Below are 13,735 nucleotides of genomic sequence, written 5' to 3' on the forward strand. Positions count from 1 at the left end.
TCCGCCGCCGTCGCGGCCCCACCGCCCCGGCCCGCCCGGACCAGGCACGCGCCAGGAGACGCCGATCTACTGGTGGAGGGCGGCAAACAGGCAGGAGAGCGGCACACGGGGCAGGACGGCGGCACACGGGCCAGGACGGCCAGGACGGCGCACTCGGTCGAGTACGCCGTCCTCGAGTCTCTGCGGTCATACGCACCACCTCACTCATGACGGTGGCCCGGTATCCCTCAGGGGAACAGAGCGATCCCTACCAGGATCAGCAGGATGATGCAGGCGACGAATCCGACCGTGGCCCACGTCCCCCGGTGCTTGACCGGAGCCGTGCCGCCGCCTCCGCGGGGCCGGTCCTCAGGCAGCACGGGATGGGCCGGACGGCCGCTCGCGTAGAACTCTTCGTCGCTCGGGTAGCGGTTGCGCGGATCGTCGAAGGCCCGCGGATCGATGTCGTGTGGACTGCCCATGGGAACTCCCGGCGCGGTACTCACCAGGGTCCGGGATCCCCATGGGCGCCGGGGCACGCGTCACGGCCGGTGGATCACCACTTGCCGGGCGCGTAGTCCTTGAGGAAGACGCCGTAGAGATCCTCGCCCTGCTCTCCGCGCACAATCGGATCGTAAACCCGTGCGGCCCCGTCGACCAGGTCGAGCGGTGCGTGGAAGCCCTCTTCGGCCAGGCGCAGCTTGTCGTAGTGGGGGCGCTCGTCGGTGATCCAGCCGGTGTCGACCGAGGTCATGAGGATGCCGTCGGTCTGGAACATCTCCTGGCCGCTGGTCCGGGTGACCATGTTCATCGCGGCCTTGGCGGCGTTGGTGTTCGGGTGGCCCGCGCCCTTGTAGCCGCGGCCGAAGACGCCCTCCATCGCGGAGACGTTCACGATGTACGCGCGTCCACTCCTCGCCTTCCTGGCGGCCTCGGCCATGGCCGGCCGCAATGCGCTGATCAGGATGAACGGCGCCGTGTAGTTGCACAGCTGGGTCTCGAGGAGCTCCACCGGGGAGATCTGCTCGATGGTCTGCACCCAGGTGTTGGTGTCGACGACGTCCGGGACCAGGCCGCCCGCGTCGATGGCGGTGCCGTCGAGGTGCCGGGCGACGCTGGCGTTGCCCGCGACAAGCGCGAGGTCGGCCACCTTCTGGGCGTCCAGGCCGCTGATGCCGACGGGCAGCGCGGCGATGCCGTCCACGGCGCCGGAGCCGAAGGCGCCGATGACGTGGTGGGCGGGCAGCTCCCCGGCGGGCAGCGGGGCGCTCTCGCCCTCGACCAGGGCTGCGTAGGCGGAGGGCAGACGGCGTACGGTCTGCGTCGCGTTGTTGACGAGGATGTCGAGCGGTCCCGCCTCGGCGATCTGGTCGGCGAGGGCCACGGCCTGGGCCGGGTCACGCAGGTCGATGCCGACGACCTCGAGACGGTGGATCCAGTCCGCCGAGTCGTCCATGGCCTTGAAGCGGCGGATGGCGTCCTTGGGGAAGCGCGTGGTGATGGTGGTGTGGGCGCCGTCACGCAGCAGCCTGAGCGCGATGTACATGCCGATCTTGGCGCGGCCGCCGGTGAGCAGCGCGCGCTTGCCGGTGAGGTCGGCACGAGCGTCGCGGCGGGCCCGGTTCTCGGCGGCGCAGTTCTGGCAGAGCTGGTGGTAGAAGTAGTCGACCTCGACGTACCGCGTCTTGCAGGTGTAGCAGGAGCGCGGGCGCTGGAGTATCCCGGCGATCTCCCCCGCCTCGGTCACGGAGGAGGGCAGGATGCCCTCCGTCTCGTCGTCGATGCGCTGGGCGGAGCCGGTCGCGGTGGCCTCGGTGACCGCCTTGTCGTGCGCGGTCTTCGCGGCACGGCGCTCCTGGCGGCGGCGCTGCTTGACCGTGCGGTAGATGCCCGCGGTGGCGCGGCGCACCGCGATGGCGTCGGGGTGGTCGACCTCGATCTTCTCGAGTTCGTCGAGCACGCTGAGGCAGACGGCCAGCCGCTCGGGGTCGATGCCGGGCCCGTAGGAGACCTGCGCCGTGTCGACGGCGGAAGTCGCCCGGTCGTCCTCTGCCGTGTCCACGGCGAGAGCCGCCTGGCCGTCCTCTGTCACCGTCATCGCCGTTGCCGTTCCTCGGGTTGTGCGCCGCGTTCGAACCGCGCTCGCTTTCGAAGGCGGAATTTTACGGAGCAATGGTGCGCGGCACCAAACCCGAGATGATCAACGGCCGTCAGGAACCGCAGGCAGCGGTCAGTGTCTCCACCTCCTCGGACAGTGCACGGGCGAGCAGATCGAGGTCCGGCACGGCCTCCGCGTCGGCGACGAGCCCGTAATGGACGCGCCCGCGGTACGTCGAGACGGCGACCGCCAGCGCCTGCCCACGGGCCAGCGGGGCGAACGGATACACCTCGGCGAGCGGGCAGCCGCCGAGCTTCAGGCCGAGGCTGGGCAGCGGCACGCTGGTGACGAGGATGTCGAACAGCAGCCGGGCGGCCTGGCCGACGACGGGCCCACCGAGCCGGTGCCCGAGCGGCGGCACATGGTCGGCGAGCAGCGCCACGGCGCCCGCTCCCCTGTTGGGCCCCGCGTCCTTGTTGCGGTCCATCGCCATGCGCACCGTACGCAGCCGTCCGAGCGGGTCCGGGTCGTCGACGGGAAGCCGTATCAGGTACCCGGAGAGCCGGTTGCCCTGTGGATGCGCGGTGCGCGGGCGGCGCTTGGAGACGGGGATCAGCGCGCGCGGCGCGACCCCGTGGCTGCCGTCGCCACGCTCGTCGAGCCAGCGGCGCAGAGCGCCCGCGACGACGGCGATCAGGACGTCGTTGACGGTGCCGCCCACGGACTTGCGGACCCGGTGCACCTCATCGAGGTCCAGGATCACGCCCGCGGTGCGCCGGGTGCCGGTGGGCTGCGAGGTGAGGGCGGGCGAGGACCGTACGCCCAGGGTCGCGCGGGCCACAGAGGTGCCGATGTCGAGGGCGCGGCCCACGTCGGAGAGGGTGCCGCGGACCAGGCCCGGCAGCTTGCGCACGTCCGGAAAGAGCCCCCGCGGCGCCTCCGCCGGGCGCGGGCGGGGCTCCGGCATGTCCATCGGGTCCATGATGGCGGCCGCGAGCATCAGCGCCCTCAGTCCGTCGGCCAGCGCGTGATGGAACTTGAAGAGCACGGCGAAGGACACGCCGTCCTCGCCGGGCAGTACATGCGCTTCCCAGGGTGGCCGGCCGCGCAGCAGCGGGCGTTCCATCAGCCGGCCGGCCACCGCGTGGAAGTCCGCGGTCGGCGCGTGCAGCCGGACATGGTCGAGCGGCTCGAAGTCGGGCGCGGGCTCACGGGTCGCGCTCCCGAAGGCGAGCGGGGCCAGTGGCTCCCACACGTCACGGATCCGCATGCGCAGTCCCGGCACCGCGACGGCGCGGGACGCCAGCAGATCGGCCGCGTGCGCGCCCGCCGTGGGCGAGTGGGCCACGAAGACACCGAGGGCGCCCAGGTGCATGGGGTGCTGGGCGGACTCGATGTTCCAGAACGCCAGGTCGAGTGGTGCGAGGAGATCAGAAGTCAAAGCCTTGCTCTCGCGTCGACGGTGGGTGGGCAAGCAGTCAACCTCCGAGAAGCGATTACGGTCAAGTACGATCAAGCTACGCACAGTTAACAGCAGATTAAGTCCCGCCCCTCACGTGAGGGGCGGGGCTCGTGTGCCTCAAGGGGTGTCTGAGGTGTGGCCGATGTGCGCCCGAGGCGCGGCGGATGTGCGTCCGAGGTGCGTCCGAGTATGTCCGGGCCGTCCGCGGTCAGTTGAGGACGGGCGGCGCGGCCGCGGCGGAAGTCCCCCATTCGGACGGCTCGGCACCGACCGTGAAGGAGAGCGAGCGCAGACCTCGCAGCGCTTCGGTCGTCAGATACGTACGACCGTACGAAGCCCCGTCCACCCGTGCGGACTGGATGTACCGGTCGCTGTCCGAACTGCCCGGCGCCGTCACCGTCAGAGCGCCGCGCGGGTAGGAGCGCCGGTCGAGGGTCAGGTCCACCCGCTCGAAGACCGGGGTCGACAGGCCCCACGTGTCGTAGCCGGGCTGGACCGGGAAGATCCCGATGGACGAGAGCACGTTCCAGGCGGACATCGTGCCCAGGTCGTCGTTGCCGGTCATTCCGGTCGGCGCATCCGTGAACAGCGTCAACGCGGCATGCACCACATCGGTCGTCTTCCACGGCTGACCGGTCGACAGGTAGGTGTACGGGGCGATCAGGTCGGGCTCGTTCTGAGGGTTGTACTTGTCCGCGTTGTAGTAGTCGTACGGGCCGTTGACCCACACCTCACGGGCGGTCTTCGCCGGGTCCTTGAGCAGTTGCTCGTAGGCGAAGAACGAGTCGAGCCGGTCGTTGGCCGTCTGCTTGCCGCCGATCAGGTCGACCATGCCCGGCAGGTCCTGCGGCACGAGCCACTGGTACTGCCAGGACGTGCCCTCGTGGAAGCCCTCGCTCAGGGCCGGGTCCGCCGGTCCGGTGAAGGCGCCGGCGGCGTCCCGCGCACGGAAGAACCCGGTCGAACTGTCGTAGATCTTGCGGTAGTTCTGGGCCCGTGCGGCATAGCGCGCGGCGTCCGCGTCATGGCCCAGATCCCGCGCCATCGCGCCGAGCATCGCGTCCGACAGGGCGTACTCCAGGGTCGCGGACGCGCCGTGGTCGTAGTCCGAGTCGCCGGGCTTCGCGTGCGGGCGGTCCTTGATGTAGGGCGCGAAGCCGTCCGCGAGGTACTCCTTGTTGGCCTCGCGGCCCACCGCGGGCGAGTCGGCGGGCGGCACCCCGTCGGCGTTCCTCTTCAGGGCGCGGTAGGCCCGCTGCTCGTATCCTTCGAGCAGGCCCTGCTGGTAGGCGTTGGTGAGGAACGGGGTGACGGGGTCGCCGGTCATGATGTTCGTCTCGACCGTGCCGTAGCCCCACTTGGGCAGCCAGCCGCTCTCCTCGTCGATCTTGATGACGGAGATCGCCATGTCCCGCGCCTCGCGCGGCGCGAGCAGGGCCAGGAGCTGCGACTGGGTGCGATAGGTGTCCCACAACGACCAGTTCTGGTAGTACGTGAAGCCCTGAGCGCGGTGGATCTTCTGGTCCCAGCCGGTGTAGCGGCCGTCGGCGTCACTGCCGATGTTGGGGGCGAGGAAGGACCGGTAGAGCGACGAGTAGAACGTGCGGCGCAGGGTGTCGCTGCCACCCTGCGCCCGTACGTCGTCGAGCCGGTTCTCCCAGGCGCGGCGGGCCCCGCCGCGGACGGCGTCGAAGGAACGGCCTCCCTCGGAACGGAGATTGACGGCCGCGCCGCCGGCATCCACGTACGACAGGGCGGTGGTCGCCTCGACCGTACGGTCCTTGGTGGTGTCGAAGCGGACGAAGGCGCCGTTGCGGCCCGTGCTCACCGACTCCTTGGAGCCCTCGGTGACGGTGTCCGCGTTCCAGGTGCCCGAGGTCGTGAACGGACGGTCGAAGCGCGTGATCGTGTACACCGTGTACGGCTTCGTGGCCTGGCAGAAGCCGCTGCCGGTGATCGCCGTGCGCACGGTCCGGCTGTCGAGGATCTCGACCTTGGTGGACAGGGTCTTGTGCAGCGACTGGCCGGCGTTCAGCAGGACATTGGCCTTGTCCGTGGCGGGGAAGGTGTAACGCTGCACGCCGGTGCGCTCGGTGGCCGTCAGCTCGGCGTCGATACCGGTCCTCAGGCCGACCCTGTAGTAGCCGGGGCTCGCCTTCTCGGAGTCGTGGCCGAACTCGGCCTCGTACTGGGCGTAGTCCGTCCGGGTGACGTCACCGACCGTCGGCAGCACGGGCAGGTCGCCGCCCAGGCCGCAGCCGACGCCCGACAGATGGACGAGGGAGAAGCCGCGGATGTGGTTCTGGGAGTAGTCGTAGCCGGTGTTGTGGCCGGTGTCCGGCGAGAACTGCACCATGCCGAAGGGGACGGCGGCACCGGGGTAGGTGTTGCCTTCGTTCTCCGTTCCGATGAACGGGTTGACCAGATCGGTGAGTTGACCGTCGCGCGGCTCGGCGGCGTGGGCCACCGGGCCGGCGAGCGTGCCACCGAGGAGCACGGCCACTGCGACCGCCGTCCCCGCACCGCGTAGCCGTTGGGTCCATCTCATGGGCGGAAACGCCTCCTCAAGGCTCAGACAACGTTGTCAAGCGCAGGGCGCGCTCATTCTTCGCCGTGTGCGTGTACACGTCAAGAGTCAAGGCCGGGAGGGCAGTTCGGCGGGTCACGCGAACCGCCACAGGTGATCCTCGGTGCCGTTGTCGTCGAACTGCACCACCTGAGCGCTGTTCGACGTCGACATCTGGTCGACACCGAGCACCTTGCCGCTGTGCCGGTTGCGCACCAGGAACCAGCCGTCGCCCCGGTCGTCGAAGGTCCACAGGTGGTCGTCGGTGCCGTTGTCCTCGTACTGGACGACGTGGGCGCTGTTCTCGGTGGACATGCCGTCCACGCCGAGCACCTTGCCGCTCTGGCCGTTGCGCACCAGGAACCAGCCGTCCGACTTGTCGATCAGCTGCCAGGCGTGGTCGCCCGTGCCCGAGTTCTCGAACTGCACGACCCGGGCGCTGTTGGCGGTGGACATGTTGTCGACGGCCAGGACCTTGCCGCTGTGCTTGTTGAGGACACGGCGGAACGGGGGCTCGGGTGTCCACGGCGTGCCGTCCGGTCCGGCTGTCGGGAAGGCTGCGATCCGCAAGCGTGCCGCGCCCAGCGGAATCAGCGTGACGGTCTCGACCGGCTCCGCGCTGCGGGCCGGGCTGTGCTGGAGCGGGGCGACGACGTGCTCGTCGTCGGCGACCCACTCGGGGAGGCGGCGCGCCTCGGCCAGGATCCGGACCGGACTGCCGTCCTGGGTGAACGGATCGTCGGCGAGCGGGCCATCCGCGCGCCGGAAGACCGGCGAAGTGCCGGACACCAGACCGTAGTTCCAGGGCGTGGTGGCATGCACCTCGTACTCGGGAAAGGTGTCGGTGCCCGCGGAGCGGACGTACCTCTCCCCGATCCGCAGCCCGTACGCGAGGGGTCCGTGGGTGACGCTCACGGAGTCGTGGTTGCCGTGCCAGGTACGCACGGTGGTGTGCTGCGGCAGGCGCAGGGTCACCCGGTCGCCGTTCGACCAGGTGCGCTCGACGCGGACGAACACAGGCCCCTTCCCGGCCGGCACCGTCCTTCCCTTGACACGGAGTTGTGGCGCCGTGCACCAGCCCGGGATCCGCAGGTGCAGCGGGAAGGCGACGGGGCGCGAGGCGTGCACCGTGAGGGTGATCGTCTCGCCGAACGGATACTCGGTGTCCTCGGTGACGGTCACCGACGTACCGCCCACCTGTGCGGTGACGCGGCACGGGGCGTACATGGCGGCGGCCAGGCCATGGTCGGGCGTGGCCAGCCACAGCTCCTCGCTGAAGTAGGGCCATCCCATGCCGTAGTTGTGCGGACAGCAGCGGTACTGGTCGACGCCCGGCAGGTACGCCTGCATGGCGAAGCCGTTCTGGAACTGGCCCTGCGTCTTGCGGGCGTTGTCCAGATCGACGCTGTTGGCGCTGGTGATGTAGTGGACGGCCTTGCCCTCGGGGTCGAGGGCGGCGGGCAGCATGTTGAAGGCGAGGTCCTCGCAGCGGTCCGCCCACACCGGGTCGCCGGTGATACGGGTGAGCAGTTCATGGCTGGCCATGAACTCGACGACGCCACAGGTCTCGAAGCCCTGCCGGGGGTCGCCGAAGCCGGGGCGGATGTTCTCGTCACCCGCGAGGCCGCCGCCGGGGAACTGGCCATAGCCGCCCATGACCTGTTCGTACGTACGGTAGGTGGCCTGCGTGAGGTCGACGGTCCCCGAACGCCGGGCGTACTGGGCCGGTTCGCGAAACCCCTGCGCGATGTTGACGTTGTGCGCGCTGGGCAGAGCACCTGTCCAGTCGGCTCCGTAGGTGTGCATCTTGTCGACGAGATCCAGCAGGAAGCCCTCGCCGGTGCGGCGGTGGAGCCACAGCGCCACGTCCATGCCGTCGCCCCAGCGCAGCGAGACCCAGCTGGTGTCGAAGGCTCCCCGGCCCTGGGCGTTCATGAAGCGCAGGAAGCGGGTCAGGAAGGGCACGATCCGCTCGTCGCGCGCGTACTCCTCGTAGCTGCGCAGAGCTTGGAGCAGCGGGAGGAAGGGCCAGAAGTCGGGGCCGCCGCCCAGCGAGGTGCGCAGGGCTCGCGGGCCGAAGAAGCCGTCGCTCTGCTGGGTGGCGAGGATGGCGTCGATCCAGCGGCGGGACTGTTCGAGCGCCGTGGTGTCGCGGGTGGCGATGGCCAGGGGGACGTATCCGCGCAGCCAGTAGGGCAGTTCCTCCCAGCCGCCGTTCTCCGGGTGGACCCATCCGCTGGTGGCGAAGTCGAGGAAGTGGGAGCGCTCGGCGTAGCGGCCGCACAGGCCGGCCAGCTGCTGCCGCAGTTGGCCGTCGAGCCAGCCGCGCGGGGTGATGCTGCCGGGTGGCAGGCGGGTGAAGGCGTCCGGCAGGGGGCCGGTCGCGGCGGATGCCGGGAAGGCCGTGCCGAGCGTGAGGGCTCCCAGGGCCAGGGAGCCTGTTTGCAGGAAGAGGCGTCGGTCGAGGGGCATGCGGGTGCTCCTGTGAGGGGGTGAGTGAGTGCGGCCCGCCCGCTCCCGTGGGACGGGGCGGGCCGCACGAGGACCCGTCGGCGGGTCAGGACGGGGCGCGCGGGCAGAGGCGGGGAGGCGTCGTCCGGGTGCGCCCCGCCGTCAGGAGCAGCCCGCCGGGATCGCCTGCGACGCGTGGTGAATGAGCGCGTCGTGGGCCGCCTTCAGGCGCTTCACATCGGGCTTGACCACCTTGCGGTCGTAGGTCACCAGCCCGTTCAACTCGCCCTCCACATCGGAGATCTGGGTGTAGACGGCGCCGTTGCTCCCCTTGCAGGAGAGCTTGCGCACCTCGTCCAGCCGGGCGAGATAGTCGTCGGTGTACGTCGAGGGGTCCACGTCCACGTACGACTGCTGCACCGACCAGGCGTGACCGGGCACCGCGAGGCCGAGACCGCCGTACTCGCCGCTGACGAGAGCCCGTTTCCCGTCGGGGGCGGGGGGCAGCGCGGGGCTCGGATAGCCGTGCTCGTCCATGATGTCGCCGGTGCCTCCGTCGGCTCCCAGATTGAGACCCGACATGTTGTTGACCAGCCGCGTCGGGTCCCAGGCCTTTGCCTGGGCGGCGATGCGACCCACGTCGTACTGGCCCCAGCCCTCGTTGAACGTCACCCACATGACGATCGACGGGCTGCTGATGTGCTGGTCGATCATCTGCTTCATCTCGTGCTCGTACTCGGCACGGGACGCGGCGTCCGGGTTGACCCCGGCGGTCATCGCGGGCATGTCCTGCCAGACCATCAGGCCCAGCCGGTCCGCCCAGTAGAACCAGCGGTCGGGCTCCACCTTGATGTGCTTGCGGACCGCGTTGAAGCCCATCTGCTTGTGCAGCTCGAGGTCGTACGCGAGGGCCTCGTCGGTCGGCGCCGTGTGCAGTCCGTCGGGCCAGAAGCCCTGGTCGAGGGTGGCCATCATGAAGACGGGCTTGCCGTTGAGGACCGTGCGCGGCGTTCCGTTCACCTGCTCGACGGCGATCGACCGCATCCCGAAGTAGCTGCCGACGCGATCGGCGCCGACGCTCACCTCGAGGTCGTAGAGGAACGGGTCGTCGGGCGACCACAGACGCGGGTTGTCGATCTTCAGGACCAGCGGCTGTCCGGTCCGCCCTGTCACCGTGCCGACCTTGCGTTTCCCGGCGTACGCCGTGGCCGTGACCGCCATTCCGTCACGCACACCCTGGGGTTCGATGGTGAGCCGACTGTTGCCGACGTCGGGTGTCAGCTTGAGCGAGTCGACGTGGTCGGCCGCGACCGGCTCCATCCACACCGTCTGCCAGATGCCCGAGGACGGCGTGTACCAGATGCCGCTGGGGTCCAGGCGCTGCTTGCCGAGCGGCGGGTTCTCGCCGCCCTGCGCGTCGGTCGGGTCGTAGACGCCGACGATCAGCTCCTGGGTGCGGCCCGGCTTCAGCGCGTCGGTGATGTCGGCGCTGAACTTGTCGTAGCCGCCCTTGTGTTCGGCGACCTCGGTGCCGTTGACGTACACCTCGGACTGCCAGTCGACGGCACCGAAGTTGAGCCGCAGGCGTTTGCCGGAGCCGACCTTCCAGTCGGCCGGCACGGTGAAGGTGCGGCGGTACCACATGCGGTCCTCGTGCCGTTCGATGCCGGAGAGCTGGGACTCCACGGGGTACGGGACGAGGATCCTCTCGCCGAGGGTCTTGCCGACCGGGGGCTGCTCACCGGCCCGGGCGGCGGCGAACTGCCACGAGCCGTTGAGATTGCGCCAGTTGTCGCGGGTCAGCTGGGGTCGCGGGTACTCGGGGTGGGCGTTGGCCGGTCCGACGTCGTCCGCCCACTTGGTGCGCAGTTCGTAGGTGGAGTGGTTGGGACCGCTGCTCCAGAAGGCGCTGACAACGTTGCCGTTCGCTCCGGAGAGGCCGCCCTTGCCGTCGTAGCGCAGATCCGCCGTGCCCTTGGCCGTGCCGGTCTTGTTGCCGACGACGGGTTCCCCCAGCCCCACGAGCAGGGCCTTGGGATCGGACGGGTCCAGCTTGGCGCTCTTCAAGGGCCACTTGGCGCCGCCGATCACAGCCTCGACGTGGTCGGTGAACCCGGCCGGGGGCGCGGTCAGCGCCTGCGCGAAGTCGAGACGCAGCGTACGGCCGTCCCGGGCGACCGTGGTGGCGATGGCACCGTCGTACGCGTATCCGTCGGGCAGCCGGAGCGCCGACTGCGGCACCGCCGTCTTGCTGCCGCCGGGGGGTGTCCAGCGCAGATGGAGGTTGGAGCCGCCGTAGTGCTCGAAGTACTCGACCTTGATGTCGTAGGCGTGCCCCGCGGTCAGGTCGACGGGGCCGGACGTCTGCTCCCGGTCCCAGTCGTCGACCCAGTGGTCGATGACGAGCTTGCCGTCGACCCACAGCCGGAAGCCGTTGTCGCCGATGATCGAGAAGGTGTGGGCGCCGGTCTTCTCCGGCACGATCCTGCCGGTCCAGCGGACGCTGACGTCGTCGGACTGTCCGGTGGCGAAGTTCAGGCGCGGCTCCAGGTTGTCGAAGTCGAGGCTGGGGTCGAATCCGGTGGCCTTGAGCTCGTGGAAGTCGAAGGCTCCGGGGGCGGACTGGGTGTAGTAGTCGCCCTTGAGCCCGTGGACCTCGACGGGTTCGTCGGCCGCGGTCGCGGCGGGTGCGGCGGTGAGTCCCGCGATGCCGAGTGCCGCGGCGAGCAGAAGGGCCAGTCTGTTCTTGAATCGTCTGGTGCGCACGAATCCTCCTTGGCTGAGGAAGGGTGGCGGCTCGCTGCTTCAGTCTGTACAACGTTGGAAGGAACGGCAGTTGGCATCAGAGCACGGCTCCCAGCCTCTGTCCAGGGCCATGACAAAAGCCCTGGCGGAGGGGGTGCACATCGATGAAGAGGAGATCCCTTGCGGGTCAGCCTGAAGGACGTCGCCGAGCGCGCGGGCGTCTCGATCAAGACCGTCTCGAACGTCGTGAACAACTATCCGCACGTCACTCCGGCCATGCGGGCGAAGGTCCAGGAGGCCATCGACGAGCTGGGCTACCGACCGAATCTCACGGCACGTCATCTGCGCAAAGGACGTACCGGGATCATCGCCCTCGCCGTGCCGGAGCTCGGCAACCCCTACTTCGCGGAACTGGCCGGAGCCGTCATCGACGCGGCCGCCGAGCACGAGTTCACCGTGCTGCTGGACCACACCCGGGGCGACCGCGAGCAGGAGGTCCTGGTCAGTCAGGGGTTCCGGGCGAATGTGATCGACGGCCTGATCCTCAGCCCGCTGGAATTGGAGGCCGACGACCTGCGCGGCCGCGCGGACGACGTCCCCCTGGTGCTCCTCGGCGAGCGTGAGTACGACGCGCCCTACGACCACATCGCGATCGACAACGTGGCCGCCGCTCGGACCGCGGTGCGCCACCTGCTGGGCCGCGGCCGCTCGCGGATCGCCTATCTGGGGGCCCGCACCGACTCGGCCAACCGGCCCGCCCATCTTCGACTCGCGGGCTGGCGCGAGGAGTTGACGGCCGCGGGGGTGCCCGCGCCCGACAGCCTGGTGGTGCCGGTCGGCGGCTGGAGCCGCGACGAGGGCGCACGGGCGATGGCCCGGTTGCTGGACTCAGGGGTACGCCCGGACGCGGTCTTCGCCTACAACGACCTGGTCGCGATCGGTGCGATGCGGGTGCTCCACGAGCGGGGACTGAGAGTGCCGTGGGACGTGGCGGTGGTCGGCTTCGACGACATCGAGGAGGGCCGGTTCGGGGCGGTCACACTGACCACGATCTCGCCGGACAAGCAGGTCATCGCGCGGATGGCGGTGGCCTCGCTGCTGCGCAGCCTGTCCGGCCGCACGGAGCCCGGTGGGCGTGAACTGACCGCGGATTTCCGGCTCGTGGAGCGGGAGAGCACACTGGGCCGGCGCTGACGAGATTTCGGACGGAAGGGTTTACAGCCTCCTTCCAACGATGTAAAAACCTCCCCTGAACGACGTGCACAGCGAGTTGACCGCAAGAGCCGAACTTCCCCGGGAGCGCTCTCAGCGCCGGGGCGTGCCGTTTGGGGACTCCATGAAGCCGACCGTCATCCTTCGCCGAACCTCTGTCCGGACCCTCCTCGCCACCGGCCTCGTCACGAGCCTCACGCTCGTCTCCGGATGCGCCAAGTCGGAGGACGACTCCGACAAGGCCAAGAACTCCACCAGTCAGGGCGACTCCGGGCAGGTCGTCGCGTCGCCGAGCGCGGGTTCCGGCCCGACCTGCACCATCGACGCCTACGGCGGCAAGAAGATCGACCTCAAGAGCGCCACCGTGGGTTTCTCCCAGTCCGAGAAGGAGGCCAACCCCTTCCGGATCGCGGAGACCGCGTCGATCAAGGCCGAGGCGCAGAAGCGGGGCGTGAAGCTCCTGACCTCCAACGCCCAGTCGCAGTTCTCCAAGCAGATCAGTGACGTCCAGGACCTCATCGCCAAGGGCGCCGACCTGCTGGTCATCGCACCGCTCAATTCGGACGGCTGGGAACCGGTGCTGCGCTCCGCGTCGGCCAAGCACATCCCGATCGTCACCATCGACCGCAAGATCAACGCGACCGCCTGCAAGGACTATGTGAGCTTCATCGGCTCCGACTTCGTGGAGCAGGGCAAGCGGGCGGCCGACCGGATGATCGAGGCGACGGGCGGCAAGGGCGAGATCGCCATCCTGCTCGGCGCCGCGGGCAACAACGTGACGACCGAGCGCACCAAGGGCTTCGAGGACCGCGTCAAGGAGAAGGCACCCGGCCTCAAGATCGTCTTCAAACAGACCGGTGAGTTCGCCCGGGAGAAGGGCCAGTCCGTCACCGAGAACCTCATTCAGTCCAAGCCCGGCATCACCGGGATCTACGCCGAGAACGACGAGATGGGCCTCGGCGCGGTCAACGCCCTGAAGGGGGCGGGCAAGAAGCCCGGCACCGTGAAGATCGTGACGATCGACGGCACCCGCAACGCCGTACAGGGAATCGTCGACGGCTGGATCAACGGCGTGATCGAGTCCAACCCGCGCTTCGGACCGCTCGCCTTCCAGACCCTCGACTCCTTCACCCAGGGTGACAAGGTGGCTCAGGACATCGTTATCAAGGACAGCGCGTACACGACGGACAACGCCAAGTCCGACATCGGCAAGGCGTACTGA

At 69.5% G+C, this 13,735-nt stretch carries 8 protein-coding genes; 2 read left to right on the forward strand and 6 right to left on the reverse strand.

What is annotated here, in order from left to right; all coding sequences use genetic code 11:
* Nucleotides 1–227: 227 nt before the first annotated feature.
* The 6 genes from IEY95_RS10555 to IEY95_RS10580 form a co-directional block, all read right to left on the reverse strand.
* Nucleotides 228–461 carry a hypothetical protein gene (locus tag IEY95_RS10555; protein ID WP_189185673.1) on the reverse strand — a complete coding sequence of 78 codons (234 nt, stop codon included), beginning with the start codon at nt 459–461 and terminating at the stop codon, nt 228–230.
* 74 nt (nt 462–535) lie between these two features.
* Nucleotides 536–2,077 carry an SDR family NAD(P)-dependent oxidoreductase gene (locus IEY95_RS10560; RefSeq protein ID WP_229702794.1) on the reverse strand — a complete coding sequence of 514 codons (1,542 nt, stop codon included), beginning with the start codon at nt 2,075–2,077 and terminating at the stop codon, nt 536–538.
* Nucleotides 2,078–2,189: 112 nt separating this feature from the next.
* Nucleotides 2,190–3,518, reverse strand: a complete 1,329-nt coding sequence (locus IEY95_RS10565; RefSeq protein ID WP_189185674.1) for a wax ester/triacylglycerol synthase family O-acyltransferase — start codon at nt 3,516–3,518, stop codon at nt 2,190–2,192.
* A gap of 229 nt (nt 3,519–3,747) precedes the next feature.
* Nucleotides 3,748–6,087 (reverse strand): GH92 family glycosyl hydrolase, encoded by a 2,340-nt coding sequence (locus IEY95_RS10570; protein ID WP_189185675.1) that lies wholly within the window; start codon nt 6,085–6,087, stop codon nt 3,748–3,750.
* Nucleotides 6,088–6,201: 114 nt separating this feature from the next.
* Nucleotides 6,202–8,577, reverse strand: coding sequence for an RICIN domain-containing protein (locus IEY95_RS10575; RefSeq protein ID WP_189185676.1), 2,376 nt, complete (start codon nt 8,575–8,577; stop codon nt 6,202–6,204).
* Nucleotides 8,578–8,718: 141 nt separating this feature from the next.
* The gene (locus IEY95_RS10580; protein WP_189185677.1) at nt 8,719–11,322 is read right to left on the reverse strand and encodes a PA14 domain-containing protein; all 2,604 of its coding nucleotides are present in this window, start codon (nt 11,320–11,322) and stop codon (nt 8,719–8,721) included.
* A 159-nt stretch (nt 11,323–11,481) separates the two neighbouring features.
* On the opposite strand from IEY95_RS10580, the gene IEY95_RS10585 reads away from it, so the two are divergent.
* Together IEY95_RS10585 and IEY95_RS10590 are read left to right on the forward strand one after the other, a co-directional pair.
* Complete coding sequence (locus tag IEY95_RS10585; RefSeq protein WP_189185678.1) at nt 11,482–12,495, forward strand: LacI family DNA-binding transcriptional regulator; 1,014 nt, start codon at nt 11,482–11,484, stop codon at nt 12,493–12,495.
* Between the two features lie 142 nt (nt 12,496–12,637).
* A complete protein-coding gene (locus IEY95_RS10590) occupies nt 12,638–13,735 on the forward strand; it encodes an ABC transporter substrate-binding protein (RefSeq protein WP_189185679.1) in 1,098 nt (365 codons plus the stop codon).

Origin of the sequence: Streptomyces albiflavescens (genome assembly GCF_014645835.1) — a bacterium.
Classification (GTDB): domain Bacteria; phylum Actinomycetota; class Actinomycetes; order Streptomycetales; family Streptomycetaceae; genus Streptomyces; species Streptomyces albiflavescens.

What these genes read in the sequence shown, in the direction of transcription:
- IEY95_RS10590 (WP_189185679.1), top strand. Translation starts at nt 12,638, where the DNA reads ATGAAGCCGACCGTCATCCTTCGCCGAACCTCTGTCCGGACCCTCCTC.
- IEY95_RS10570 (WP_189185675.1), bottom strand. Translation starts at nt 6,087, where the DNA reads ATGAGATGGACCCAACGGCTACGCGGTGCGGGGACGGCGGTCGCAGTG.
- IEY95_RS10555 (WP_189185673.1), bottom strand. Translation starts at nt 461, where the DNA reads ATGGGCAGTCCACACGACATCGATCCGCGGGCCTTCGACGATCCGCGC.
- IEY95_RS10560 (WP_229702794.1), bottom strand. Translation starts at nt 2,077, where the DNA reads ATGACGGTGACAGAGGACGGCCAGGCGGCTCTCGCCGTGGACACGGCA.
- IEY95_RS10575 (WP_189185676.1), bottom strand. Translation starts at nt 8,577, where the DNA reads ATGCCCCTCGACCGACGCCTCTTCCTGCAAACAGGCTCCCTGGCCCTG.